The sequence below is a fragment of the Mesorhizobium dulcispinae genome (genome assembly GCF_033977345.1).
GTDB lineage: Bacteria > Pseudomonadota > Alphaproteobacteria > Rhizobiales > Rhizobiaceae > Mesorhizobium > Mesorhizobium dulcispinae.
Genome location: NZ_JAVIIY010000013.1, coordinates 49,215 through 72,599, shown reverse-complemented (window position 1 = coordinate 72,599; position 23,385 = coordinate 49,215). Strand labels below are relative to the sequence as shown.

The window sequence follows — 23,385 nt, the reverse complement described above, 5'->3', positions numbered from 1 at the left end:
GTTATATATGGCTACATATTGCATGCCACAAGTTGCCTGGCACGGGCGAAGTGCTTGACCACAGTCCTGAAATTCGCGTGTTGCGCCGGGATTAGCCAGCCTTTAGGTCTTTGCTGGAATAGTGCCGGACTGTAACTCCGGCATGGGGAACCTCTTCGCCCGAATGCGCCATCTCACGACGACATTAGCCGCGCTGTTCTCGCTGGCCGCGAGCGCCCATGCCGAGACGCTGGTTGGCGTCGCCGCACCGCTGTCCGGGCCGTCGGCGATCCTCGGCCAGCAGATCGAGGCCGGAACCGGGCTGGCCGCGGAGGCCCAAGGTGTCGCGGTCAAAACGGTTGACGATGCCTGCACAGCCGACGGCGGTGCGGCGGCCGCCAGGCAGTTCGTGGACGCCAAGGTCAACATCGTCGTTGGTTTTCTCTGCACAGAGGCGATCGAGGCAGCGCTGCCGATCCTGAAGGATGCCAGCATTCCAGTCATTACGGTCGGCGTCCGCACCGAAAGCCTGACCGACCGGCGCGCCAAGACCGGCTGGTCGGTCTTCCGGCTCGGCCCGCGCGGCGACGACGAGCGCAATGCGGTGGCCACGATCCTCACCCGGCTCTGGCAGAACGAATTGTTCGCCGTTGTCGATGACGGCACCATATATGGCCGCGAGATCGCCGAAACTTTTCGTGCGGCCGCGGAGCAGGCGGCGCTGAAACCGGTCTTCGTCGACACCTTCCGGCCGCAGCTCGACAACCAGATCGGATTGATCGGGCGGCTGAAGAAGGCCGGCGCCACAAAAGTGTTTGCCGGCGGCGACGGCGACGACGTCGCCGTCATGGGTCGCGACGCCGCGCAGCTCAACGCCGGCATCACCTTCGCCGGCGGCGAGACGTTGCGCACGCCGCCCGGTGACGTGCCCTATGCGGTCGGCACGCTGATGATCGCGCTGCCGGAATGGGCGGAAGTCGCCGATCCCAAGGTCGTGCAGGCGTTCAGCGAAAGGAACATCGTGACCGACGGCTACACCTTGCCGGCCTATGCGGCGGTCGAGGTTGCCAAGGCGGCAACGGCGGACGCCGAAAGCTCCGGCAAGCCGCTCGCGGAGGCTCTGACCGGACATGACTTCGCAACCGCTCTCGGCCCGATCCGTTTCGACGAAAAAGGCGATCTTAGCCGGAATCCGTTCCGCGCCTTCCGTTTCGACGGCACGCATTTCGTGCCGCTGGAGGAAAACTGATGTTCCGCACCGGGCCTCGTAACCTGATCACCGACGTCGCGGGCTTGAGTGTCGGCAATGCCGCCGACACCAAGCTGAAATCCGGCGTCACCGTGGTGCTGTGCGAGGAGCCGGCGGTGGCTGGCGTCCAGGTCCTGGGCGGTGCGCCGGGCACGCGTGAGACCGACCTGCTCGAGCCGCAAAACTCGATCGCCGCGATCCATGCCGTCGTGCTGTCGGGCGGCTCGGCCTTTGGCCTCGATGCGGCTTCCGGCGTGCAGGCGGCGCTGCGCGAGAAAAACATTGGTGTCGAGGTGGGTGGCTTCCGCGTGCCGATCGTGCCGGCGGCGATCCTGTTCGACCTGCGCAATGGCGGCGACAAGGACTGGGGGCTTTACCCGCCCTATCGCGAGTTGGGCTACGAGGCGGTGCAGACTGCGACGGCCGATTTCCCGATCGGCACGGTCGGAGCCGGCACCGGCGCACTGACCTCCGGCCTGAAGGGTGGGCTCGGCTCGGCCTCGACGGTGCTCGACAGCGGCGTCACCATCGGCGCGCTCGTCGCCGTCAATCCGACCGGCTCGGTGACGGTCGGGCGCAGCCGCCACTTCTGGGCCGCTCCCTTCGAAATCGGCGATGAATTCGGTGGCCTGGGCTATCCCGACCCAATGCCGGAAGACGCCAGAAAAATACTCCTCAAGTATCGCGACCGGCATGCCGGAACACAGGCCGCGGGCGGCAGCACCACCATTGCCGTTATCGCCACGGACGCGGTTCTGACCAAGGCCGCCGCCAAGCGGCTGGCGATTTCGGCGCATGACGGCTTCGCCCGCGCCATCTGGCCGACGCACACGCCGGCGGACGGCGATCTCGTCTTTGCGCTGGCGACCGGCAGGAGCGGCATCGAGCTCAGCGCCGACGCGGCGATCGACCTCTATGCTGCAGCGGGTGCTACGATGGCGCGCGCCATCAGCCGCGGCGTCTATGCCGCGACGCCCGCTGACGGCGATCTGTTTCCGGTTTGGTCATCGCGCTGAGTTGCCGGTTCAGGTCGGGTCGGACTTCTCTTCCTCGAAGGTCACCGCGACATCCGAATTCGCCGACAGCCAGACTTTTTTCTCGTCGATCTCCGCGACCAGGCTGAGCGGAATGTAATGGTGATGGCCCCTGTGCCTGCCCATGCCGCTATCGGCCTTGGTCAGCTTGATGCGCTGACCGTCGACCTTGTCGACGGTGCCGATATGGACGCCATCGGCGCCGATCACTTCCATATGCTCGCGTATCTTGCTGATGTCGGTCATGGTGGTTCTCCATTGGGACGGCCGACAATAACAAACGAAAGCCGAATTGGATGCATTGGCGCCGCATGGCACGACCTGTTCACCATGACGTGATACGGGAAAGCCCTGCCCTGTCAGCCGGAGTAACCAGCCAATGCGAATTCCTGTCCTGATCGGAGTATGGCTGCTCACGCAGCTAGCGAGCACAGCTGCGGCGTATGCCGGCGACGTCGCCGAACTGGAGATCCTCGGCTTCAGCAAGGATGGCGGCATCTTCGCTTTCGAGGAGTACGGCGTCCAGGACGGCTCGGGATTTCCCTATGCCAATCGCTACTACATCGACACCGCCACCGACACATTCCTCGAAGGCACGCCCGTCAGGGTCCGCCTCGACGACGAGGCCGCGACGATCGAAGCGGCGCGCCTCCAGTCCCGCCAGAAGGGCGAGGCGATCGTCAGCCAGGCCGAGCTCGCCGCCAATCGCGGCATCACCGCCGGCTTCAACGCGGTGACCGAACTCTCGGCCGATCCCTATCGCATGGCGGTCAACCCACGGCCCATCTTTTCCCCGGTCGACGATCTGCTCGAGTTCCGTCTCGACGAAGTCGCCGTGAACGACACCGAGGGTTGCCAGAGCCAGGGCGAGATCAACGGTTTCCGCCTTCTGCGCATCGAGGCCAAGGACGGCGGCAAGACCGAGCTTTTGCATGAGGACAAATCCATCCCTAAAAGTCGAGGCTGCCCGAACGGCTACCGTATCGGCGCGGTGCAGACCTTCTCGATGCAAGGTCTCAGCGCCTATGCGGTGCTGATCGCGGTGCGCCAATACGGCTTCGAAGGGCCGGATTTTCGTTGGATCGCCGTGACCGGCCGCCTGTGATACCGCGCGAGCAACTTTCACTGCGCCGTCGCCTGAGCCTGCGCGAGGCTCTGCCGGCAATGCGCACGTCGGTTCTGGGCACGTCGATGTGGAGCTTTGCGATGGCGGCCAGCGCTTTCCTCAATCTCTATTAATCTCTATTATTGGGAGACGCCGGGCAGGATCCCCTTCGTCGCGCTGCTCTATGCGCTTGGCGGCGCGCTTGCCTTTCCGGTCGGCCTGACGCTGGCCAGGCTCCTATCGCGCGGTCGACACTGGGAAACCGCGCTCGCCGCCGCTTTCGTATGCCTGCTCGGCGCCACACTCGCCTTCACCGCCGGGCTGTTTGCTCTGCAATATCGTTCCTACTACGCCGAGTGGCATGCGCCGGCCTTGACGCTGACCTGGGCGCTTGAATTCGTCTTCACGATCCTCACCGCGCTCTGCCAGTTCGTCGTCCTGGGCATCCGGCTCTATTTTCCGCTCGGCTTCGCGGCACTTATCGCCGCCAGTATCTGGTTTGCGCGCCAGCGGCGTTGAGCATTGGGCCAGCCTCTGTTAGGACGCGGCCGAAGCTTCTCCTGCAGGATTTGGAAACAGATGATCCCTCGCTATTCCCGGCCGGAAATGGTCGCCATCTGGTCGCCGGAAACCCGTTTCCGCATCTGGTTCGAGATCGAGGCGCATGCCTGCGACGCGCTGGCCGAACTCGGCGTCATTCCGAAAGAAGCCGCGAAAACCATTTGGGAAAAGGGCGGCGCGGCGAAATTCGACGTCGACAAGATCGATGAGATCGAGCGCGTCACCAAGCACGACGTGATTGCCTTCCTCACCCATCTCGCCGAGTTCGTTGGACCGGACGCCCGCTTCATTCACCAGGGCATGACCTCGTCGGACGTTCTCGACACCTGCCTTGCGGTGCAATTGACGCGTGCCAGCGACATCCTGCTTGCCGACATCGACGCCCTGCTCGCGGCCCTGAAGCGCCGCGCCTTCGAGCACAAGGACAGCATCACCATCGGCCGCAGCCACGGCATCCATGCCGAGCCGACCACCTTCGGCGTCAAGCTGGCGCAGGCCTATGCCGAGTTCTCGCGCTGCCGCGAACGGCTGGCGCACGCGCGCGAAGACATCGCCACCTGTGCCATCTCGGGCGCGGTCGGCACCTTCGCCAACATCGATCCCTATGTCGAGGAACATGTCGCCAAGGCGCTCGGATTGAGGCCTGAGCCGGTGTCGACGCAGGTCATCCCGCGCGACCGCCATGCGATGTTCTTCGCCACGCTCGGCGTGATCGCCTCCTCGGTCGAGCGCCTGGCCATCGAGATCCGCCATCTGCAGCGCACCGAGGTGCTGGAGGCGGAAGAGTACTTCTCGCCCGGACAAAAGGGCTCGTCGGCGATGCCGCACAAGCGCAACCCGGTGCTGACCGAGAACCTCACCGGCCTTGCCCGCATGGTGCGCTCCTACGCCATGCCGGCCATGGAGGACGTGGCGCTGTGGCACGAGCGCGACATTTCGCACTCCTCGGTCGAGCGCATGATCGGCCCCGACGCAACGGTGACGCTGGATTTCGCGCTGGCGCGGCTCACCGGCGTCGTCGACAAGCTGCTCGTTTACCCTGAGAACATGGAGAAGAACCTCAACAAGTTCCGCGGCCTTGTACATTCGCAGCGCGTGCTTCTGGCGCTGACGCAAGCCGGCGTATCACGCGAGGACGCCTACCGCCTGGTGCAGCGCAACGCCATGAAAGTATGGGAGCAAGGCGCTGATTTCCTTGAGGAACTGCTTGCCGACAAGGAAGTGACCGCGGCGCTCCCCGAGGCCGAGATCCGCGAGAAATTCGACCTCGGCTACCACACCAAGCATGTCGACACGATCTTCAAGCGGGTTTTTGGAAAGGCCTAAGCCTTTCCTTCTCCCCGTTTACGGGGAGAAGGTGCCCGAAGGACGGATGAGGGGCAGCGCTGACTTCGGCGATGACATCACCCATACGCCATGTGTCAGAAACGACAATTTCGCAAACTCGGCGCCGCCCCTCATTGCCCTGCCGGGCATTTCTCCCCGTAAACGGGGAGAAAGAAGCTGTCGCCAACGTCCAGTCAAGCCTTCCCAGGCACGGTCCTGATCACCGTGCCCCACGGATCCTCGCGGGTGATTTCGCTGGCCACATTGTCAGAGCGCATCTCGACCCAGGCGAGGCCCGAACGGGCTGGATCGCGTCGGCCGGCGCCGGCGCTGTGCCAGGCGTTGGCGCCGATATGGTGGTGGTAGTGGCCGGAGGACAGGAACACCGCCTGGCTGCCATATTTGGCGACCGTGTCGAAGCCGAACTCGTCATGCCACCAGGCTTCGGCGTCTTCGGGGCGGCCGACGCGCAGATGCACATGGCCAACAATGGTGTTTTCCGGCGCGCCCTGCCAACCGGCGTCGCCGGCCGGCACGCTGCCGACGACCGCAGGCAGGTTCAGCCGCTCGGTCGCCATCGCAATCTTGTCGCCGTTCCATTTCCAGTCCTGCGGGCGGCGGTCGGCATAGATCTCGATGCCGTTGCCCTCGGGGTCAGTAAGATAAAGCGCCTCGCTTACCAGATGATCCGACGCGCCCTCAATGCCGATACGGTTGGCGGCGGCATGGTTGATCCAGCGGCCGAGATCGGCGCGCGACGGCAGCAAGAAGGCGGTGTGGAACAAGCCGGCGCTGTGCGGATCGTCAGGCTTTGCGGATGCGTCCGGCTCCAGCACCAGCAGCGGGCGGTTCGCCGCGCCGAGCGTGATCGTACCGTCGGCGCGGCTCAGTTCCTGCAGGCCGACGACGGCGCGGTAATAAGCGGCAAGGTTTTCGGCGTCGCGCGCCTTCAACCCGACGCGCGAGACGCTGACCGGGGTGGTCGCGGCAAAAGGCAGTTCGCTCATCAAACTCTCCGTTCGGGCGCCGTTTATACCAGGAGTATCCGCGCCTGCTTCCATTAGATATTCCTGCTTCGCCCCTCAGATCGCCGATCGAGATCGTTCACACAAGACGGAAAGAATCGAACAGGTTGTTCACAATCGTGATGTGCCGCGTCCCACCGGCATGGTTGCATGACACAAGGCCGCTCGCTACATCGGCGCCATGAAAGTCAAGGACGCAGATATTCTCATCATACCGGGCTATACCAATTCCGGCCCCGAGCACTGGCAGACCCGCTGGGAGTCGAAGCTGTCGACAGCGCGTCGGGTCGAGCAGGCCGAATGGTCGAAGCCCGTGCGCGAGGACTGGACGGCAAGCGTCGCGAAAGCCGTCAACGAGGCCGAACGGCCGGTGGTGATCGTTGCGCATTCGCTTGGCGTGGCGGCGGCGGTGCAGGCCATCCCGCAATTCCAGAAGCCGATCGCGGGCGCCTTTTTCGTGGCGCCGCCCGACGTCGCCAATCCGGAGATCAGGCCGAGGCATCTGATGACCTTCGGCCCCTATTCGCGCGAACCCCTGCCCTTTCCATCGATCGTGATCGCCAGCCGCAACGATCCCTTCTGCGCCTTCGAAGTTGCCGAGGACATCGCCGCCGCCTGGGGATCGCTGTTCATCGACGCCGGCGAGGCAGGCCATCTCAATACCGATGCCGGGTTCGGCCCCTGGCCGGAAGGCTCGATGACCTTCGCCAAGTTCCTGACGGAGCTGAAGCAGCCGTAAGGTCTTCGGCTCAGGAACCGATCGAGTCCCGCATGCTCTTCAAAAGCGTCTTGGCGCCCAGCGAAATCAGCGTGTGGTCCGAGCCCATGGCGAGCAGCCGGTAGCCCATCGACACGACGCGGCCCGCAACGGCGGGCTCGATGACATAGATCGCGGCGTGCTTGCCGGCCTTGCGCGTCCGCTCGGCGATTGAGGCCACCGTCTCCATCATGCTTTCCAGCGTCGAATTGACGGTGGCGCCGTTCGACCAGGCGATCGAGAAATCCGACGGGCCGACGAAGATACCGTCGATGCCAGGCGTCTCGAGGATGCCGTCCAGCGCCTCGAACGCCGCCCGCGTCTCGACCATCGCGAAGGCCATGGTGCGCTGGTTCGAGTCGCGCAGCCAGTCGGCATGGTCGCCCTTGCCGTGGCGCGGAAAAGCGTAGGTCGGGCCCCAAGAACGCTCGCCCATCGGCGGATATTTCATCGCGGCGGCAAACTGCCGTGCATCCGCCACCGAATTCACCATTGGCGCGATCACCGCCTCGGCGCCGAAATCGAGCGCCCGGCTCGCCATATCGAAGCGGCCGACCGGAATGCGCACCAGCGCCGGCTTGTTGGCGGCCAGCACCGGCACCAGGCCGCGCAGCACGCTGTCCTCATGGTGGCCGCCATGCTGCATGTCGAGGGTGACGGCATCAAAACCCTGTTTAGCGATGATTTCGACCGTCAGCGCGTCCGGTACGCCCGACCAGGCGGTGAACAGCGTTTCGTCGGCAGCCAGGCGGGATTTCAGGGACATCAGAATTTTCCTTGTTAACGATCGGCAGTTTCGGCCGGAAACGGCGGCAAGGCAAAGAAAAGCCGCCCGGCTGAGCCGGGCGGTCGATTGGTCCAGTTAGAGCATGATGCCGAAAAGTGTGAAGCGGTTTTCGGACGACATCATGCTCATAAATGCTCAGCTGTTCTTGATCTGCTCGATCGCCTGCGCCATCAGTTCGTCCATGGTGCGGCGGATCTGATGGTCCGACTGGTTGACGCCTGCCGCGTCGAAATCCTTACGGATCTTGCGGAAGACATCGTGGTCGCCGGCTTCCTCGATGTCGGAGACAACCACCTCTTTGGCATAGGCCTCGGCATCGGCGCCTGTCTTGCCCAGCTTTTCGGCGGCCCACAGTCCGAGCGCCCTGTTGCGGCGCGCCGAGGCCTTGAAGCGGAGCTCCTCGTCGAAGACGAATTTGCGCTCGAAGCCCTCTTCGCGGTCTTTCATGCTGCTCATCACGTCCCTCCGGTCAAATCGATTCGCTGGCGATGAATATGTGTGCTTACCCAGCACAAACCAAAAGGCCGCGGGCCGGTCAATATGCTTGATCGCATGCTGCACTGCGGCATTTCGGTCCTGAAACCGGTTGATCGGCAGGATTTGCCGATTGAGCAAACATTACGATTGCTATAGACACCGGCATTGAACGCCACCGTCGCCACAACTAATTTAGGCGGACGGACAGGAACTGGTCGTAGCCGCCTGCCCGCCAATCCAGAGAAAAAATCAGATGAAAAATCGCCGCCGCATTTACGAAGGCAAGGCCAAGATCCTCTATGAAGGGCCTGAGCCTGGAACGCTGATCCAGTTCTTCAAGGATGACGCCACCGCCTTCAACAAGAAGAAACACGAGGTGGTCGACGGAAAAGGCGTGCTCAACAACCGTATTTCCGAGCACATCTTCAACCACCTCAACCGTATGGGCATCCCGACCCATTTCATCCGCCGGCTCAACATGCGCGAGCAGTTGATCAAGGAAGTCGAGATCATCCCGCTCGAGGTGGTGGTGCGCAACGTCGCCGCGGGCTCGCTGGCGAAGCGCCTCGGCATAGAGGAAGGCACCGTGCTGCCGCGCTCGATCATCGAGTTCTATTACAAGGCCGATGCGCTCGACGATCCGATGGTGTCGGAAGAACACATCACCGCTTTCGGCTGGGCAAGCCCGCAGGAGATCGACGACATCATGGCCTTGGCCATCCGCGTCAACGACTTCCTCTCCGGCCTCTTCCTCGGCGTCGGCATCCAGCTCGTCGACTTCAAGATCGAATGTGGCCGTCTGTTCGAGGGCGACATGATGCGCATCGTCGTCGCCGACGAGATCTCGCCCGATTCCTGCCGGCTGTGGGATGTCGCGACCCAAGACAAGCTCGACAAGGACCGTTTCCGCCGCGACATGGGCGGCCTGGTAGAGGCCTACCAGGAAGTCGCCCGCCGTCTCGGCATCATGAACGAGAACGAACCGCCGCGCCCGACGGGTCCGGTGCTCGTCGCCTCCTCCGAGCCGTCGAAGGGCACGAAGCACTGATTAGCGGCCTGCCGGCAACGGCAGGTTCGCCGCCTGCATACCCGATCACTCAGGAGTACCGATGAAAGCCCGCGTCACCGTCACCCTCAAGAACGGCGTTCTCGACCCGCAGGGCAAGGCGATCGAGCATGCGCTCTCGGGGCTGGGCTTCGACGGCATCGGCCAAGTGCGCCAGGGCAAGGTGTTCGACATCGAGCTCACCGGCACCGACAAGGCCAAGGCCGAAGCCGACCTCAAAGCCATGTGCGACAAGCTTCTGGCGAACACGGTGATTGAGAACTACGCGGTGGAGATCGCCTGACAATGAAATCAGCCGTCGTCCTCCTGCCTGGCCTCAACCGCGACCGCGACATGATCGCGGCGTTGACTAAGATTTCCGGTCAGGCGCCGGCGACCGTCTGGCAGACCGATACCGAAATCCCCGATGTCGACCTGATCGCCATTCCCGGCGGCTTTTCCTTCGGCGACTATCTGCGCTGTGGCGCGATCGCCGCGCGCATGCCGGTGATGCGGGCGGTGGCCGAAAAGGCGGCCAAGGGGGTCATGGTCGTCGGCGTCTGCAATGGCTTCCAGATCCTGGTCGAGGCGGGGCTGCTGCCGGGCGCGCTGATGCGCAATTCCTCGCTGAAGTTCGTCTGCCGGCAGGTCAAGCTCGAGATCGCCAACGCCAACACCATGTTCACCCGTCGCTATCAGCCCGGACAGATCATCCGCTCGCCTGTGGCGCATCACGACGGCAACTATTTCGCCGACGCCGGGACGCTCGCGCGCCTCGAAGGCGAAGGCCAAGTGGTGTTCCGCTATGCCGAGGGCACCAATCCCAACGGCTCGATCAACGACATCGCCGGCATCGTCAGCGCGAAGGGCAATGTGCTCGGCCTGATGCCGCACCCGGAGAACCTGATCGAGGCGGCACACGGCGGCAGCGACGGCCGGGCGCTGTTCGAAGGCGCGCTCGGCATCGCCGCCTGATCCTTTTCAGACAAATCCTTCAGCGCGCGGGGGCGGCCTGACCATGAGACTGACGATTGCTCGGCTTACTCTCCTGGCCGTCGCCGGCCTGGCGCTCGCCTCTTGCCAGTCCGGCTCGAAGACCGCGCCGGTGCCCTCGGGCAAGAGCGCATCGTTGCTTGCCATGGAGCAGGTGGCGATCGCCGCGCATAAATGCTGGATCGCCAGCAAGGATCCGGCCTTCAAGGCCTACCAGATGGCTAACGAGCTCAACTCCTACAGCGGCACCCCGCGCTTCCTTTTGGTGCCGGCCAAGCATTATGGCGGTAAGCCGCTGCTGGTCGTGCAGGCGCAGGGCAATTCCAGCAAGGTGGACGTATTCGGACCGCTGATGGCCGAGCCGCTCGGCGCGCGCATCAGCGCCGACATCGCCCGCTGGCAGGCCGGCAATCCGTCCTGCGCCACTGCCGCGTGAGCCAGCCATGGGCCGGTTCCTGCAGATAGCGGGATTGACCATCGGCCTCATCGGACTCGTCCTGCAATTCGCGATCACCATTCCGGCGTCGATGGCGGCGGGCCGTAGCCTGCTCGGCTCGATCGTCTTCTATTTCAGCTTCTTCACCATTCTGACCAACATCGCCGCGGTACTGGTGCATGCTTCGCTGGTCTCGCCCGCCGGCTATGCCTGGTTTCCGGCCTTTGCCGGCAGGCGCATGCGGACGGGCGTCGCGGTCGCCATAACGCTGGTCTTTGTTATCTATCATACCGTGCTGGCGCGGTTGTGGCAGCCGCAAGGCCTGTTCCTGTTCTGCGATATCCTGCTCCACGACATGACTCCGGCGATTTTCTTGCTTTGGTGGTTTATCGCAGGCGCCGATGGCACCACGCGCTGGAAGGACATCTCCTGGTGGATGATCTATCCGCTCGCTTATCTTGCCTATGCGCTGATACGCGCGCCATTCGCCGGCGAAGTGCCCTACCCGTTCCTCGACGTGGCGAAGAACGGCGCGGTCAGCGTCGCCATGTGGTCGCTGGGTCTCACCGCGCTGTTTGTCGTATTGGGCGTCGTCGCCGTGCTTGTCGATCACGGCGTCGCCCGGCTGCGGAAATGATCCGCATGCCAAAGCCTGCTTCACCGGAAGGGATTACTCCCAGAACGGCCTGATGCCTTCGCGATGGGCGTCGCAGCGCGAGATGCCGATATCCTTGAGCTGCTCGTCGGTCATCTCGAGCAATGCAAGGCGTCCGCGACGACGCTCCAGCATCCGGCCGATCTGACTTGCGAGAGAACCGAGCACAAACACGACGCGATCGATGAACCTGCGGCGGCCCGACGGGCGGCGCAATTCGGCACCATCGTAACGGAATGTATCAATTGTATTCATCTTTCGATCTGCCAAGCTTATCGATTGCACCCAACCGCTCGCGATCTCATATCGATTGACTCATCGAGCGGTGCAATATAGAAAATTGTCACCATGACAAATTGGCTCCCAGACCTGTCTTCCGGCTCCGGCCCTCTCTATCAGCGCCTTGCTGACAGCATTGAGTCAGATATCGACAGGGGCATCATCGATGCCGGTGCAAAACTGCCGCCGCAGCGCGACCTCGCCTACGACATCGGCACGACCGTCGGCACCATCGGCCGGGCCTATCAGCTGCTGCGCGAACGCGGCCTGGTGAGCGGCGAGGTCGGGCGCGGCACCTATGTGCTCGCGCAGCGCGTGGAAACCCCGAAAGCAGATGTCGAGTCCGCCGTTCACGGCACGCGCCCCATCGATGCGCCGGTGGGCAAGCTGCGCTTCGACAGCACCGCGGCACCCGATGTCGGCCAGGGCGCCGTCATCGCAGACTTGCTGGCACGCACTGCGCAGGAACATCCGCACGACATATCGAGCTACACCAGGGATTTTCCGGAGCGCTGGTACGAAGCCGGCAGCCGCTGGCTGTCACGCAACGCCTTCCATCCCTCGCCCGATTCGATCGTGCCGACGCTCGGTACCCATGCCGCCGTGATGGCGGCGATCGCCGCGCTCACCACACCTGGCGACTATGTCGTCTTCGAACACCTTACCTATTCGCAGATCTCGCGCAGCGCCGGACTGATCGGACGCCGCACGGCGCTCGTCTCGGCGGACGATGAAGGTCTCGACCCCGACGATTTCGAGCGCGTCTGCGCGCAGAAACACCCGAAGATGATGTTTGTGATGCCGACGGCGAAGAACCCGACGCTGGTGACGCTCTCGGCGGAGCGGCGCCAGGCGATCGCGTGCATCGCGCGTGAGTACAATGTCGCGCTGATCGAGGACGACCTCTATGGCGAGTTGACCGACGATCCGACGCCGCTGCTTGCCGAATATGCCCCGGAGCGCACGATCGTCGCCGGCGGCCTGTCGAAATCGGTCGCGGCCGGCGTGCGCGGCGGCTGGCTGTCCTGCCCGCCGGCCTACCGCCACCGCATCCGCGTCGCGCACAAGATGATGACCGGCGGCCTGCCCTTCCTGCTGGCGGAAGTCGGAACGAGACTGGTGATGTCCGGCCAGGCCAGCGATATCCGCAAGCGCTGCATTGCCGAGATCCAGACGCGTCTCAACGTCGTGCGCGAGACGCTGGCGGGCTTCGACTTCAAGGCGCGGGACAACGTGCCCTTCGTCTGGCTGACCTTGCCTGATCCCTGGCTGTCGGGCACGTTCAAGAATGCCTGCCTGGCGCAGGGCGTGCTCATCGACGACGAGGATGAGTTCAAGGCCGGTCGTTCCGAGCAGGTCTTCCACAGCGTCCGCTTCGGCGTGTCGCAGCCGCGGCAGAGCGAGGATGTCGCCCGCGGCGTCGCGGTCATCCGCCGCCTGCTCGACGAAGGCCGCGCCGGTTACGACAGTTTTTCCTGATCGACCGGCGTGCTGCCGTCAGGCAGGCGCCGGCGCGGCAGTTTTCCGGCGTTTTTCGTCATCCGGTGGGGTGTATCGCGCGAAAGCTTGCGATAAGAGGAGACTCAGAAAATCCCCCTCTCCCACGGATACAAATCGCCGCTCATGACTATTTCCAATTCCGTGCCGATCACCCCCGAGCTCGTCGCCGCGCACGGGCTGAAGCCCGACGAATACCAGCGCATCCTTGACCTGGTCGGCCGCGAGCCGAGCTTCACCGAGCTCGGCATCTTCTCGGCGATGTGGAACGAGCACTGCTCCTACAAGTCTTCCAAGAAATGGCTGCGCACGCTGCCCACAAGCGGCCCGCAGGTCATCCAGGGGCCCGGCGAGAATGCCGGCGTGGTCGACATCGGTGACGGCGATTGCGTCGTCTTCAAGATGGAGAGCCACAACCACCCTTCCTACATCGAACCCTATCAGGGGGCCGCGACCGGCGTCGGTGGCATCCTGCGCGACGTCTTCACCATGGGCGCGCGGCCGGTTGCGGCGATGAACGCGCTGCGCTTCGGCGCGCCTGACCATCCGAAAACTCGGCATCTGGTCGCCGGCGTGGTTTCGGGCGTCGGCGGCTACGGCAATTCCTTCGGCGTGCCGACGGTTGGCGGCGAGGTGAATTTCGACGCCCGCTACAACGGCAACATCCTGGTCAACGCCTTCGCGGCCGGCCTTGCCAAGACCAACGCCATTTTTCTGTCGCAGGCCAAGGGCGTCGGCCTGCCGGTCGTCTATCTCGGCGCCAAGACCGGGCGCGACGGCGTCGGCGGCGCCACCATGGCCTCGGCCGAGTTCGACGACAAGATCGAGGAGAAGCGGCCGACCGTGCAGGTCGGCGACCCCTTCACGGAAAAATGCCTGCTGGAGGCCTGCCTCGAGCTGATGGCCTCGGGCGCGGTCATCGCTATCCAGGACATGGGCGCGGCCGGCCTGACCTGCTCGGCGGTCGAGATGGGCGCCAAGGGCGATCTCGGCATCGAGCTCGATCTCGACAAGGTGCCGGTGCGCGAGGAGCGCATGAGCGCCTATGAGATGATGCTGTCGGAAAGCCAGGAGCGCATGCTGATGGTGCTGCGCCCCGAGAAGGAGGAGGAAGCCGAGGCGATCTTCCGCAAATGGGATCTCGACTTCGCCATCGTTGGCAAGACCACCGACGACCTGCGCTTCCGCGTGCTGCACCAGGGCGACGAGGTCGCCAACCTGCCGATCAAGGAACTGGGTGACCAGGCGCCGGAATATGACCGCCCGTGGGTCGAAGCGAAGAAGCAGGCACCGCTTGCGGCCAGCGATACGCCGAAAGCCGATGTCGCGGATGCGCTGCTGAAGATGCTCGGCGGCCCGGATCTCTCCTCGCGCCGCTGGGTCTGGGAGCAGTACGACACGCTGATCCAGGGCAATTCGCTGCAGCTTCCGGGCGGCGACGCCGGCGTGGTGCGCGTCGATGGCCATCCGACCAAGGCGCTCGCCTTCTCCTCCGACGTCACGCCGCGCTATTGCGAAGCCGACCCGTATGAGGGCGGCAAGCAAGCCGTCGCCGAATGCTGGCGCAACCTGACGGCGACGGGCGCCCTGCCGCTTGCCGCCACCGACAACCTCAATTTCGGCAATCCGGAACGGCCGGAGATCATGGGCCAGTTCGTCGGCGCGATTAAGGGCATCGGCGATGCCTGCCGCGCGCTCGGCTTCCCGATCGTCTCCGGCAATGTCTCGCTCTACAACGAGACCAATGGTCGCGGCATCCTGCCGACGCCGACCATCGGCGGCGTCGGGCTGATCGCCGACTGGTCGAAGATGGCGCGCATCGGCTTTGCCGCCGAGGGCCAGATGATCGTGCTGGTCGGCGCGCCGCCGACATGGGGCAGCCATCTCGGCCAGTCGATCTATATGCGCGACATCCACGGCCGCGCCGACGGCCCGCCGCCGCCCGTCGACCTCGCGCATGAAAAGCGCGTCGGCGACCACGTACGCTCGCTGATCGCCTCCGGCATCGTCACCGCCGCGCATGACATCTCGGACGGCGGCCTTGCCGTTGCGCTGGCCGAAATGGCGATGGCGTCCGGCATCGGCGCCACCATTCCAGGCCTTACCGGCACCGACCTGATCCCGGTCTGGTTCGGCGAGGACCAGGGCCGCTACCTGCTGACGTTGTCGATCGACCCGCAAAGCGGCGAGTGGGACAGGATCCGCGAGGAGCAGGGCAAGCTCGGCATCTTCGCGCCATGGATCGGCACGACCGGCGGCAATGCGCTGAAGCTCGGTGAGACGAGGGCCATACCGGTCAGTGAATTGACCGCCGCCCATGAGGGCTGGTTCCCGCGCTTCATGGATCAGGCCATTTGACCAGGCTGGCGGTCCGGGCGCTGCTAGCAGTCGTCTTCTGGCCGTCGCTGTTCTTTTTCTGGTTTCTCGGCCCGTTCGCCTTTCTGCTGTTGTCGACGACCTCGAGCGAGGTTTGTCCGCGGCTCGAAACGCGATCGGAATTCCTCGCCGCGGCCAACGGCGCTCTGCCGATGCTGGCCGTTCAGAGCCTCGTCTATGCGGTTCCGATTCTGTGCCTGGCTCTGTGGGAGCGCCTCTTGCCGGAGCCCGCTCGGGCACGGCATATCGTCACTTGCCTCAAGCTCTTTGCCGTCACGATCGTCATCGGAGCACTTTGGGCATATGGCTCCTCGCTTATGTGCGATGGCTACGGCCAGGCGTTCTTCTCGCCGCTCTGGCAGTGGACGAGTTATTTGCCCCTGGTCAATATCGCGATCAGCGTTCCGCTCTATGTGCTGACCTTCAGTCTCGGTCGCACGTACTCGACGCGCGAGCAGGTGTCCGCCGGCGATGCGGCTCAGCCGGATCAGACCGTTTCATGAATCTCGGTCCATGGATGGAACGACTTCAATCCGGAGCGGAAAGGCTCTAGGCTTGCCCGACTCTCATCGTGCGGGCCTGCACCGCTACCCCGCTCGAAAAACAGGATTTTTGTCATGGCAATGGACGCGCGCGAAATCGAACGGCTGATCAAGGAAGGCATTCCGGACGCCAAGGTGACGATTCGCGATCTCGCAGGCGACGGCGACCACTACGCGGCCGAAGTGGTGGCCGAGAGCTTCCGCGGCAAAAGCCGCGTGCAGCAGCACCAGATGGTTTATGACGCGCTGAAAGGCAATATGGGCGGCATGTTGCATGCACTGGCCTTGCAGACCAGCGTTCCCGACTGAGCCTGATCGCCACTCAAAGCTTGGCCCAAGTCGCGCCATCCTTTGCGCCATTTCGGATGCGTCGCGGCTAACGTCTTGTTTCAGCCAACCTATGGGTTTATTTGATGGACATGCTTCGAGCCTGACTCCCACAGGCGTGAAAGGATCCCCCATGAGTGGCATCAACGACTACATCGATAGCGAAGTGAAGAGCAACGACGTAGTGCTCTTCATGAAGGGCACGCCAGGCTTTCCGCAATGCGGATTTTCCGGCCAGGTAGTGCAGATCCTCGACTATGTCGGGGTCGACTACAAAGGCGTGAACGTGCTGACCTCCGCCGAACTGCGCCAGGGTATCAAGGATTACTCCAACTGGCCGACCATCCCGCAGCTCTACGTCAAGGGCGAGTTCGTCGGCGGTTGCGACATCGTGCGGGAGATGTTCCAGGCCGGCGAGTTGCAGGATTTCCTGGTCGAAAAGGGCGTCAGCGTCAAAGGCGCCGCCTGATTTGAGTTCGCGCAGGCCGGCCCCGCCGACTGCGCTGTGAAATCCGGGGCCGCCCCCACCTCGGCATTTTGGTTCTCGAACTTGAGAACGGGACGAAGCGATGCGCCGGTCAACCGGCGCACATTCGTTTGAATGATCGGATTTTGCCGTGGACAAGCAGGTGGCAGCGCAGCAATCGGCAATGAGCTTGCCCATTCCGCGCTGGGAATTCATTGCGCTCTGCGCGGCGCTGATGGCGCTCAACTCTTTGGCCATCGACATCATGCTGCCGGCGCTGCAGCAGATCGGCGCCTCGCTCGGCGTCGAGAACGAAAACCATCGCCAATACGTCATCACCGCTTACATTCTCGGCTTCGGCACCGGACAGCTTTTCTTCGGGCCGATATCCGATCGTTTCGGCCGCCGCGCGCCGCTGGTCGTCGGCCTGATCATCTATGTCGCGGCGGTGGCTGCCGCTGCTGTTGCGCCGACCTTCGGCATCCTGCTCGCCTGCCGTGTCGTGCAAGGCATCGGCGCCGCGGCGACGCGCGTCATTGCCGTTTCGATCGTGCGCGACACCTTCGAGGGCCGCCGCATGGCCGAGGTGATGTCGCTGATCTTCATGGTGTTCATGGCGATCCCGGTCGTGGCGCCCGGGATCGGCCAGTTCATCATGCTGTTCGCCACCTGGCACTGGATCTTCGTCACCATGGCCGTCGGTGCGCTGATCGTGTCGACATGGTCGCTGCTGCGACTGCCGGAGACGCTGCATCCGGAATACCGCCGCCCGCTGACGGTCAACGCGGTCGTCGGCGGCTTCCGCATCGTGCTCACCAACCGCATCGCGCTTTGCTATGCCTTTGCCAGCACTTTCATCTTCGGCGCGATGTTCGGCTTCATCAATTCGGCGCAGCAGATCTATCTCGATGTCTTCCACGTCGGCGAGCTATTCCCGCTGATCTTCGCCGGCGTCGCTGGCGTGCTCGCCTTCTCGAACTTCCTCAACGCGCGCCTCGTAGGCAGGATCGGCATGCGCCGGCTGTCGCAAAGCGCGCTGCTGCTCTTCCTCGCCATCAGCCTGATCTGGCTCGTCGTCTCGCTGGAAATGCAGATGCCGCTCTGGCTGTTCATCGCCTTCTTCGCCGGCGCGATGGTCCCATTCGGCTGCCTCGGCGCGAATTTCAACGCGCTTGCGATGGAGCCGCTCGGCGAGCTTGCGGGCACGGCGTCCTCCATCCTCGGCTTCATGCAGACCTTTCTCGGCGGCCTGCTCGGCACGCTGATCGGCCAGGCCTACAACGGCACGGTGACACCGCTCGCCGCCGGCTTCTGCAGCGTGTCCGTCGCCGCCCTGCTGATGATCCTGGTCGCCGAGCGCGGGCGGCTGTTCCAGCCGCACAACCCGCCGGTGTGAAGCAAGAAAGGTCGATCTACTCGGCCCAAAGCTCGCGGCGTAGCTCCTGCCAGCTTTGCTTGTCGGGCGCGACGAGCAGCCCGCCATCGATATGTGACGGCAGATAGGCGTCGCCGTCGATCCGCGCGGCATAACCGCCGGCCTCCTGATGGATCAGCACGCCCGCAAGGTGATCCCACGGCATCAGCTTGTTGTAGACGACGAAATGCGCGTGGCCGCTGGCCAGCAACCTGTATTCATGCGCCGCGCAGCGATAGCCGAACTGCGACAGCGCCTTGGTATGGTTGCGCGCAAGCCGCGACCGCTCCGGCTCCTTCAGATACTGCCACGAGACCGCGCCAGTCATCTCGGCGATCGGCACCGGCTCGGCGACCTTGACCTTCTCCAGCGCGCCATGCGCATGGCGGATATGGCTGCCCGCCCCCTTGGCGCCGATCAGCCAGTCCTTGCCGATGGGGTCGTGAATGATGCCGGCAACTGTCTCGCCCTTGACGACAACGCCCAGCATGACGCCGAACAGCGGCACGCCGGAAGCGAAATTGAAGGTGCCGTCGACCGGATCGATGACGAAGGCGAGCTCGGCATCGCCAAGGCCCCTAAGCAAGGCTGGATTGTCGGAGCAGGCCTCCTCGCCGACGATCATCGCTGAAGCGTAACGCTCGCGCAGCCTGGCGGTGATCAGCCTTTCGGCGTTCACATCCGCTTCGGTCACCAGATCGGCAGCGGAGGTCTTCTGGCGGATGTCGCCCTCGCCCAGCCGACGGAAGCGCGGCATGATTTCAGCCCTGGCTGCATCGGCGAGAAGCTCGGCCAGCCAGTCGATCGCGCGGTCGTCAAATGTCATCGGAAATGTCTTGCCCTGTGGTGAGGCGCGCATCGAGCGCGGCGAAGTCGAACAGTTTTCGGTCGAGCAGATGCGAGGGCCGCACATTGGTCATGGCGCGGATCATCGTGTCCTTGCGGCCGGGCATACGCCTCTCGATGTCGTCGAGCATCGCCTTCATGGCGTTGCGCTGCAGCCCGTCCTGGCTGCCGCAGAGGTCGCACGGGATGATCGGGAACTTCATCGCGCCGGCGAACTTCTCGAGATCCACCTCGGCGCAATAGGCGAGCGGGCGCAGCACCATGACGTCGCCCTCGTCGTTGATCAGCTTGGGCGGCATGGCGGCGAGACGCCCGCCGTGGAACAGGTTCATGAAGAAGGTTTCGAGAATGTCCTCGCGGTGGTGGCCGAGCACCAGGGCGGCGCACCCCTCCTCGCGTGCGATACGGTAGAGATGGCCGCGCCTCAGGCGCGAGCAGAGCGAGCAATAGGTGCTGCCCTCCGGCAGCTTGTCGGTGACCACCGAATAGGTGTCCTGGTACTCGATGCGATGCGGGATGCCGTTGGCGCTGAGATAGTCCGGCAGGATGTGTTTGGGGAAATTCGGCTGGCCCTGGTCGAGGTTGCACGCTAGCAGCTCGACCGGCAGCAGCCCGCGCCATTTGAGGTCGAGCAGCAGGGCGAGGAGGCCATAGGAATCCTTGCCGCCGGAAAGCGCCACCAGCCAGCGCTCGCCGGGCTTCACCATGGCGAAGTCTTCGATCGCCTGGCGGGTGAGCCTCAAGAGCCGCTTGCGCAGCTTGTTGAACTCGACCGAGGACGGCACGTCACGAAACAGCGGATGAAACCCGCCCTCTTCCTCGTCGGCGATCGGTTCAAGCGATTTGACGCCAAGTGATCTGGTATCTGGCAGCATGTTCATGGCGCGTATGCCCACGGTCTTTGTTACGGCCCGGCTTAACGGACAAGACCGACAAAGAAAAGGCCGCCTCGAGGGCGGCCTTGAATGGTGTCGCTGACTGACTTCGATCAGCGCGAATAGAATTCGACGACCAGGTTCGGTTCCATCTGGACAGCGAACGGCACGTCCGCAAGGCCGGGAACGCGGCTGTAGGTCGCGGTCATCTTGTTGTGGTCGGCCTCGATGTAGTCCGGCACGTCGCGCTCGGCCAGACCGACCGATTCCAGCACGATGACGAGCTGCTTCGACTTCTCGCGCACCTCGATGACGTCGCCCGGCTTGCAGCGGTACGAGCCGATGTTGGTGCGCTTGCCGTTGACGTTGACGTGGCCGTGGTTGACGAACTGGCGGGCGGCGAAGATGGTCGGCACGAACTTGGCGCGATAGACGATCGCGTCGAGGCGCGACTCCAGCAGGCCGATCAGGTTCTCCGAGGTGTCGCCCTTGCGGCGGTTGGCCTCTTCATAGACCTTGCGGAACTGCTTCTCCGAAACGTCGCCATAGTGACCCTTCAGCTTCTGCTTGGCGCGCAGCTGCAGGCCGAAGTCGGAAAGCTTGCCCTTGCGGCGCTGGCCGTGCTGGCCGGGGCCGTATTCACGCTTGTTGACCGGGGACTTCGGGCGGCCCCAGATGTTTTCGCCAAGACGGCGGTCGATCTTGTATTTCGCGGATTCGCGCTTGCTCATCGCATTCCCTTTCAAAACAATATACTCGGAACCCCATGGCTCCGGGCGAAGGAAACGCGCCCTCCTCTGGCCTCCGTTTTCGAGACCTGACAGGGTTTTCCACGCAACGCGACGGAAAACCCACGGGACACGTCAGTTCGAGCAAGACCGCCGGCTAGCGGTGAGGTCTTGCCCATGCAAAAGAAACCACCGGGCGTCGCCACCCGGTGTTGGAGGGGCTGTTAAACGGAGATTTAACCGGTGTCAAGCTTGTGACTGGCTGCACGGCCCGCGACGCTATAACAATTCAGCGTTGCATGCGGTGCCGGCGGACGCCCGACGGCATCGGGGCGGGGCTGCAATCACTTTGGACGTAAGCTCGCCCTGACACTTTGATGAAGGGACTGGAGCAGAGGAGTCCGAATTCCCATGAAGAAGTTCTTCCTTACCTTGACCGGAGCCGCGGTGTTGGCCGGGTCGATGGCCGTCATGACGCCGGAGCCGGCGATGGCAAGGCACTGGTACGGCCATAAGCAGGTCTGCCGCGTCGTGGTGAAGAAAAGGGTCGTCTGGCGGCACGGCCACCGTCACGTCATCCGCTACAAGGTGCGGCGCTGCTGGTGGCGCTGGTAATTGCCGGCCTAAAGCGCGTCGCGCTGAAACGGAATCAGGCGACGCGCTTTAGATTTGTTTTCATGCATGTCGTTTTCGCAAAACCGCTGCACACTTTTGCGCGACATGCATTAAATCCAATCCAGACGAAGCCCGCGGTTCATTCCGCGGGCTTTTTCATGCCAGGCCGGGCCTGCAACGCGTGCAGACGCCGAAAGCAGCCCGCGACAGGCACCTACGACTTCTTGTTGGGCAGGCCCTTGCGCTTGGTTTCGGCGAACTCCTCGAGCTGCTTCTCGCTCATCGATTCATACATGTCGCGCGAGGCGCCCTTGAGCTCGCTCTTCTTGATCTCGCCGCGCTTGGCCGCAAGTGCCGCGCCGGCTGCCTTTTGCTGAGCTTGAGATGTAGCGGGCATGGTGTGTTTCTCCTTGTTGTGTGGAGAAACGCTACGCCATAGGCCGCAGTTCCAGCCCTAGCGCGCGGTCAAGCCAAAGCCCTGGATGAGCCGGCGCATGGCAAAATCCACCTTGCCTGAGGTGAAGACTGCGATATCCGGCTCGCTTTCGCCCGCCGGCTCGCCGATGGGCTCGAGCAGCGACATGGCCCGCCTGGCGATCGCTTCCGCCGGATCGATCCAGTCGACCGGCCAGGGCGCCGTCTTGCGCATACGGTTGACCAAGAAGGGATAGTGCGTGCAGGCGAGCACGACGATGTCCGTGCGCTGGCCGTCGCGCTCGATGAAGCAGGGCGTAATCTCGGCGCGCACGGCCTCCTCGTCGACAAAGCCCTCGCGCATATAAATCTCGGCCAGTCCGGCGAGCCGGTCGCTGCCGACCAGCCGGACATGGCATTTCTGCGCCCATTTGCTGATCAGGTCGCGCGTGTACTGGCGCTTCACCGTGCCCGGCGTCGCCAGCACCGACACCAGGCCGGCACGCGTGCGCTCGGCCGCCGGCTTGATCGCCGGCACGGTGCCGACAAAGGGATGTCCGGGGAATTTTTCGCGCAGCGCGTCGATCACCAGGGTCGAGGCGGTGTTGCAGGCGATGACGGAAATCGCCGGTTGAAGCCGGTCGAGCAATTTGCCGAACAGTGCCAGTATGTGTTCCTTGAGCGCCGGCTCCTCCCATGCGCCGTAGGGGAAAGCCGCATCGTCGGCGACATAGACGAAGCGACGATCCGGCATCAGCACGCGCGCCTCGCGGAGCACCGTCAACCCGCCGATGCCGGAATCGAACATCAGGATCGGGCGCTGGCTTGATCGATCGTTCATTGTCATCCGACCATGGAAGAGGCTGGCCGATAATTGGCCAACCGCGCTTCTATCCTGAACGATCATGGTCTTGAAGTGGCAAATGCCAGCAGCTTTTGCGCAGTGCCGACCGGCTCAGAGCCCGCGCTTGCCGAAACCGGCAGGTCGAGGCCGGCCGAACGGCTGGAGCGCCGGACGCGTGATTTGCGCCGCAGCCCGCGAGGCAGCCGGAGCGACGCTCGCTGTCGTCCGTTCGGTGCGCGCCGGTGCCGGCAACGAGTCTTCGAAGTCGAAAACCTCGGTCAACTCATTGATATTACTGCCTGCGACAGGCTTCGCCCACAGGATCGTGCACCAGAGGCCGAATATGGCCAGGCCGAGCAGGTTCACGCCGCCAGGCGCGCTTTCCGGATTACCGAAATCGATGACCAGAAGCGTGCCCGCCTGCAGGAAGGCATAGATGCCGGAAAAGACGATGTAGGACCACAAGATCCAGCCCGAACCATTGGCATCGCGGCTGCGGCGCCAGGCGATATTGCCGCGCAGCGCGACGAAGATGAGCGACACGATAAGCGCGGCGCCGGCCAGACCCTGCCGTGAAGGTCCCGGCATCGAATTGATCAATCCGGCGAAGCCGATCGTTCCGGCAATGCACAGAACGATCGCCACCGCTTCAGCGATGAACAGGCCGAGCGAATAGAAGAAGAAACGCAGACGGCCAATATTGGACGTGAACATCTGCTATCCCACCGTTTCA

Annotated in this window: 29 protein-coding genes; 18 read left to right on the top strand and 11 right to left on the bottom strand. The window is 63.7% G+C overall.

Translation table 11 applies throughout. The features are described from left to right. Window positions 1-163 precede the first annotated feature (163 nt). Complete coding sequence (locus RFN30_RS24755; protein WP_320264696.1) at window positions 164-1,228, top strand: branched-chain amino acid ABC transporter substrate-binding protein; 1,065 nt, start codon at window positions 164-166, stop codon at window positions 1,226-1,228. Further along, window positions 1,228-2,244: a P1 family peptidase gene (locus RFN30_RS24750; protein ID WP_320264695.1), complete on the top strand. Its 1,017-nt coding sequence runs from the start codon at window positions 1,228-1,230 to the stop codon at window positions 2,242-2,244. The genes RFN30_RS24755 and RFN30_RS24750 overlap by 1 nt, the downstream gene beginning before the upstream one ends. A gap of 9 nt (window positions 2,245-2,253) precedes the next feature. Here the strand turns inward: RFN30_RS24750 and RFN30_RS24745 are convergent, their stop codons facing one another. Continuing rightward, window positions 2,254-2,508 (bottom strand): DUF2171 domain-containing protein, encoded by a 255-nt coding sequence (locus tag RFN30_RS24745; protein ID WP_320264694.1) that lies wholly within the window; start codon window positions 2,506-2,508, stop codon window positions 2,254-2,256. 133 nt (window positions 2,509-2,641) lie between these two features. Between RFN30_RS24745 and RFN30_RS24740 the strand changes: the two genes are divergently transcribed. The 3 genes from RFN30_RS24740 to purB all read left to right on the top strand — a co-directional run bounded on the left by RFN30_RS24740 (window position 2,642) and on the right by purB (window position 5,254). After that, window positions 2,642-3,367: a DUF2259 domain-containing protein gene (locus RFN30_RS24740; protein ID WP_320264693.1), complete on the top strand. Its 726-nt coding sequence runs from the start codon at window positions 2,642-2,644 to the stop codon at window positions 3,365-3,367. 96 nt (window positions 3,368-3,463) lie between these two features. After that, a complete protein-coding gene (locus tag RFN30_RS24735) occupies window positions 3,464-3,886 on the top strand; it encodes a hypothetical protein (RefSeq protein ID WP_320264692.1) in 423 nt (140 codons plus the stop codon). Window positions 3,887-3,946: 60 nt separating this feature from the next. Further along, window positions 3,947-5,254 (top strand): adenylosuccinate lyase, encoded by a 1,308-nt coding sequence (gene purB / locus RFN30_RS24730; RefSeq protein ID WP_320264691.1) that lies wholly within the window; start codon window positions 3,947-3,949, stop codon window positions 5,252-5,254. Between the two features lie 194 nt (window positions 5,255-5,448). On the opposite strand, the gene RFN30_RS24725 is transcribed toward purB, so the two are convergent. Then, window positions 5,449-6,261, bottom strand: coding sequence for a VOC family protein (locus RFN30_RS24725; RefSeq protein ID WP_320264690.1), 813 nt, complete (start codon window positions 6,259-6,261; stop codon window positions 5,449-5,451). Window positions 6,262-6,460: 199 nt separating this feature from the next. Between RFN30_RS24725 and RFN30_RS24720 the strand changes: the two genes are divergently transcribed. Then, a complete protein-coding gene (locus RFN30_RS24720) occupies window positions 6,461-7,018 on the top strand; it encodes an RBBP9/YdeN family alpha/beta hydrolase (RefSeq protein ID WP_320264689.1) in 558 nt (185 codons plus the stop codon). A gap of 10 nt (window positions 7,019-7,028) precedes the next feature. On the opposite strand, the gene RFN30_RS24715 is transcribed toward RFN30_RS24720, so the two are convergent. Both RFN30_RS24715 and RFN30_RS24710 read right to left on the bottom strand, forming a co-directional pair. Beyond that, complete coding sequence (locus tag RFN30_RS24715) at window positions 7,029-7,802, bottom strand: HpcH/HpaI aldolase family protein (RefSeq protein WP_320264688.1); 774 nt, start codon at window positions 7,800-7,802, stop codon at window positions 7,029-7,031. A gap of 156 nt (window positions 7,803-7,958) precedes the next feature. Next, entirely contained in the window at window positions 7,959-8,279 is a 321-nt protein-coding gene (locus tag RFN30_RS24710) for a DUF1476 domain-containing protein (protein WP_124997634.1), read from the bottom strand. A 274-nt stretch (window positions 8,280-8,553) separates the two neighbouring features. Between RFN30_RS24710 and purC the strand changes: the two genes are divergently transcribed. The 5 genes from purC (at window position 8,554) to RFN30_RS24685 (ending at window position 11,411) form a co-directional block, all read left to right on the top strand. Continuing rightward, window positions 8,554-9,348 carry a phosphoribosylaminoimidazolesuccinocarboxamide synthase gene (purC, locus tag RFN30_RS24705; RefSeq protein WP_059185109.1) on the top strand — a complete coding sequence of 265 codons (795 nt, stop codon included), beginning with the start codon at window positions 8,554-8,556 and terminating at the stop codon, window positions 9,346-9,348. A 61-nt stretch (window positions 9,349-9,409) separates the two neighbouring features. Next, a complete protein-coding gene (gene purS, locus RFN30_RS24700; RefSeq protein ID WP_320264687.1) occupies window positions 9,410-9,649 on the top strand; it encodes a phosphoribosylformylglycinamidine synthase subunit PurS in 240 nt (79 codons plus the stop codon). Window positions 9,650-9,651: 2 nt separating this feature from the next. Continuing rightward, entirely contained in the window at window positions 9,652-10,320 is a 669-nt protein-coding gene (gene purQ / locus RFN30_RS24695) for a phosphoribosylformylglycinamidine synthase subunit PurQ (protein ID WP_320264686.1), read from the top strand. Window positions 10,321-10,363: 43 nt separating this feature from the next. Then, on the top strand, window positions 10,364-10,774 hold the full coding sequence (locus tag RFN30_RS24690) for a hypothetical protein (protein WP_320264685.1): 411 nt from the start codon (window positions 10,364-10,366) through the stop codon (window positions 10,772-10,774). Window positions 10,775-10,781: 7 nt separating this feature from the next. Next, complete coding sequence (locus RFN30_RS24685) at window positions 10,782-11,411, top strand: Pr6Pr family membrane protein (protein WP_320264684.1); 630 nt, start codon at window positions 10,782-10,784, stop codon at window positions 11,409-11,411. 33 nt (window positions 11,412-11,444) lie between these two features. Here RFN30_RS24685 and RFN30_RS24680 read toward each other — a convergent pair whose 3' ends face one another. Further along, window positions 11,445-11,684 (bottom strand): DUF1127 domain-containing protein, encoded by a 240-nt coding sequence (locus tag RFN30_RS24680; protein WP_320264683.1) that lies wholly within the window; start codon window positions 11,682-11,684, stop codon window positions 11,445-11,447. Window positions 11,685-11,777: 93 nt separating this feature from the next. Between RFN30_RS24680 and RFN30_RS24675 the strand changes: the two genes are divergently transcribed. The 6 genes from RFN30_RS24675 (at window position 11,778) to RFN30_RS24650 (ending at window position 18,312) form a co-directional block, all read left to right on the top strand. Next, on the top strand, window positions 11,778-13,187 hold the full coding sequence (locus RFN30_RS24675) for an aminotransferase-like domain-containing protein (RefSeq protein WP_320264682.1): 1,410 nt from the start codon (window positions 11,778-11,780) through the stop codon (window positions 13,185-13,187). Window positions 13,188-13,331: 144 nt separating this feature from the next. Next, entirely contained in the window at window positions 13,332-15,563 is a 2,232-nt protein-coding gene (gene purL, locus RFN30_RS24670) for a phosphoribosylformylglycinamidine synthase subunit PurL (RefSeq protein WP_320264681.1), read from the top strand. Next, window positions 15,560-16,084, top strand: a complete 525-nt coding sequence (locus RFN30_RS24665) for a hypothetical protein (RefSeq protein WP_320264680.1) — start codon at window positions 15,560-15,562, stop codon at window positions 16,082-16,084. The genes purL and RFN30_RS24665 overlap by 4 nt, the downstream gene beginning before the upstream one ends. Before the next feature lie 114 nt (window positions 16,085-16,198). Beyond that, the gene (locus RFN30_RS24660; RefSeq protein ID WP_320264679.1) at window positions 16,199-16,432 is read left to right on the top strand and encodes a BolA/IbaG family iron-sulfur metabolism protein; all 234 of its coding nucleotides are present in this window, start codon (window positions 16,199-16,201) and stop codon (window positions 16,430-16,432) included. A 151-nt stretch (window positions 16,433-16,583) separates the two neighbouring features. After that, a complete protein-coding gene (gene grxD / locus RFN30_RS24655; protein ID WP_066995148.1) occupies window positions 16,584-16,919 on the top strand; it encodes a Grx4 family monothiol glutaredoxin in 336 nt (111 codons plus the stop codon). 181 nt (window positions 16,920-17,100) lie between these two features. After that, window positions 17,101-18,312 carry a multidrug effflux MFS transporter gene (locus tag RFN30_RS24650; RefSeq protein ID WP_320264678.1) on the top strand — a complete coding sequence of 404 codons (1,212 nt, stop codon included), beginning with the start codon at window positions 17,101-17,103 and terminating at the stop codon, window positions 18,310-18,312. 16 nt (window positions 18,313-18,328) lie between these two features. Here the strand turns inward: RFN30_RS24650 and RFN30_RS24645 are convergent, their stop codons facing one another. From RFN30_RS24645 to rpsD, 3 genes are all read right to left on the bottom strand, one after another. Next, a complete protein-coding gene (locus tag RFN30_RS24645) occupies window positions 18,329-19,156 on the bottom strand; it encodes an inositol monophosphatase family protein (protein ID WP_320264677.1) in 828 nt (275 codons plus the stop codon). Further along, window positions 19,146-20,051 carry a tRNA 2-thiocytidine(32) synthetase TtcA gene (gene ttcA, locus RFN30_RS24640; RefSeq protein WP_430694635.1) on the bottom strand — a complete coding sequence of 302 codons (906 nt, stop codon included), beginning with the start codon at window positions 20,049-20,051 and terminating at the stop codon, window positions 19,146-19,148. Before ttcA ends, RFN30_RS24645 begins: the two co-directional genes overlap by 11 nt. Before the next feature lie 113 nt (window positions 20,052-20,164). After that, the gene (rpsD, locus tag RFN30_RS24635; protein ID WP_095811030.1) at window positions 20,165-20,782 is read right to left on the bottom strand and encodes a 30S ribosomal protein S4; all 618 of its coding nucleotides are present in this window, start codon (window positions 20,780-20,782) and stop codon (window positions 20,165-20,167) included. A 408-nt stretch (window positions 20,783-21,190) separates the two neighbouring features. On the opposite strand from rpsD, the gene RFN30_RS24630 reads away from it, so the two are divergent. Then, window positions 21,191-21,394, top strand: a complete 204-nt coding sequence (locus RFN30_RS24630; RefSeq protein WP_320264675.1) for a hypothetical protein — start codon at window positions 21,191-21,193, stop codon at window positions 21,392-21,394. A 214-nt stretch (window positions 21,395-21,608) separates the two neighbouring features. Here the strand turns inward: RFN30_RS24630 and RFN30_RS24625 are convergent, their stop codons facing one another. The 3 genes from RFN30_RS24625 to RFN30_RS24615 form a co-directional block, all read right to left on the bottom strand. Then, entirely contained in the window at window positions 21,609-21,791 is a 183-nt protein-coding gene (locus RFN30_RS24625; protein WP_192253902.1) for a DUF3008 family protein, read from the bottom strand. Window positions 21,792-21,848: 57 nt separating this feature from the next. Then, window positions 21,849-22,649: a glutamate racemase gene (gene murI / locus RFN30_RS24620; RefSeq protein ID WP_320264674.1), complete on the bottom strand. Its 801-nt coding sequence runs from the start codon at window positions 22,647-22,649 to the stop codon at window positions 21,849-21,851. Between the two features lie 114 nt (window positions 22,650-22,763). Then, window positions 22,764-23,366, bottom strand: coding sequence for a DUF805 domain-containing protein (locus RFN30_RS24615; protein WP_320264673.1), 603 nt, complete (start codon window positions 23,364-23,366; stop codon window positions 22,764-22,766). Between the last annotated feature and the right edge of the window lie 19 nt (window positions 23,367-23,385).